Here is a 1,607-nt window from a genome sequence, read left to right as displayed (position 1 = left end):
ATTTCATGTGCGCAGTGGTCTACGGAAAATATTAATCAGATGCTTAATTTGAGGTGTGCCTACTTGAATAACTTATTATAAAGTTTAGGCATCCGACAGAATTACTGAATAATTGTTCTAATTTTAAATACTTTGATAAGTGGGTTTGGTTAGGGAGTCGCTAACTTTTGCAATTCTATAATATGGGGAGAGACTAAAAAGTTTTTGATTATATCATACTTTTGCCTATTTACAAAATCGGGATGCTCCCTACCTTTACCCTATCCGAGGCCGCACTAGAAGGAATAAGCGAGAATGCCAGTGTTATCCTAGAGGCCACCAATGATATTACCCTGCAACTTTTAGAGGATAATGGGTTATATTTTACCCAGGGAACCGGGGCAGTCACTTTTAAAGCCGATGCCGATGGGGATGGAGTCGGGTCATTTTCCATGAGTGAGGGAGATAGAATCTTCACCAACGGACGGAATATCACGATTGAGGCAGCGGAGATTCACGTGGGAGGGATTAATAACCCTCTTCTATCACTCTGGGTAGAGTATAATAAAAAAAACGGCTGAAAGCCAGAGCAGGAACATGATTACCCCAAAACAAGCCAAGCCCACCCTCCCTCTAATTGATGAATACTGTGAAAACTATAAAAGCCTGTTTTCAGATGTTAGGACTTATGAGGCATTTAAGAATATCCATGTAGGAATATTATCCGAAATAAAACGAAAAACTTTGCCGGAAATCGCGAAAGTTTTGGGACTAGAAAACGCCCAGGGGTTACACCATTTTCTGACGCGCTCTCCTTGGGACATTCACCAGCACAAAAATTTGAGAATCTAGCTAATTTTAAATCATTTAAAAAGTCGAAAAATTCGGGTAATTATTGATGAGACAGGAGTCCCTAAAAAAGGAAGGAAAACTGACTATGTAGCCCGACAATATATCGGTCGATTAGGAAAGGTAGAAAACGGAATTGTATCCGTAGTTGCTTACGGATTAATTGACGGAATAACGTTCCCAATCCTCTTTGAAGTCTTCAAACCTCAAAAGTGCTTAAAACCGGGAGATGTTTATAAAACCAAACCTCAAATTGCCGCCGGATTAATTGAAGAGATGCTCCACCTTGATTTCCAAATAGAATTGGTATTAGCCGATAGTCTTTATGGGGAAAGTGAGGCCTATCTTTTGAGTGAACTGGAGGAATTATGACTTTTGTATATGGTGTCAATCAGGAGTAATCATGGAGTCTGGCTACCTGAAGGACAAAGCGTTTCAGCCAATGAATGGACAACATTTACCCGGAATATGAGTCAAGGTAAAACAGAAACTCGCTATATAAGAGAGGTTGTTTTTGGTGAAAAAGGACGGAGAACTTATTGGGACTTCACAACAGATAAAAAGACTTTGCCGGAAAACTCAACAAGTTTTGTGATGAGCAACATTCCGGACCTTAGTTATAAAAATGTAGGCGATATGTACGGAGATAGAACTTGGGTTGAATATGGATTTAGGCAATGTAAGTCTGAGTTGGGATGGGCCGATTGGAGGCTGACTCATTACTCGGATATCGAAAAATGGTGGTCACTTGTCTGTAGTGCTTATTTGCTTGTTACTTT

At 40.0% G+C, this 1,607-nt stretch carries 2 protein-coding genes and 1 pseudogene; all 3 read left to right on the top strand.

Going from position 1 to position 1,607, the window contains the following annotated elements; all coding sequences use genetic code 11:
* Positions 1-242 precede the first annotated feature (242 nt).
* Positions 243-560, top strand: a complete 318-nt coding sequence (locus NG833_RS29930) for a hypothetical protein (RefSeq protein ID WP_254568908.1) — start codon at positions 243-245, stop codon at positions 558-560.
* 274 nt (positions 561-834) lie between these two features.
* A complete protein-coding gene (locus NG833_RS31150; RefSeq protein ID WP_375293986.1) occupies positions 835-1,200 on the top strand; it encodes a transposase in 366 nt (121 codons plus the stop codon).
* A 9-nt stretch (positions 1,201-1,209) separates the two neighbouring features.
* Positions 1,210-1,607 (top strand): annotated as a pseudogene (locus NG833_RS29925) (IS701 family transposase); the annotation flags it as partial.

Source organism: Oscillatoria sp. HE19RPO, assembly GCF_024220515.1.
Lineage (GTDB): Bacteria > Cyanobacteriota > Cyanobacteriia > Cyanobacteriales > Laspinemataceae > Laspinema.
The sequence above is the reverse complement of the archived record's forward strand: the minus strand, read 5'-3'. Positions and strand labels throughout refer to the sequence as shown.

Coding starts and splice junctions, on each gene's coding strand:
- NG833_RS29930 (WP_254568908.1), top strand. CDS start 243: ATGCTCCCTACCTTTACCCTATCCGAGGCCGCACTAGAAGGAATAAGC.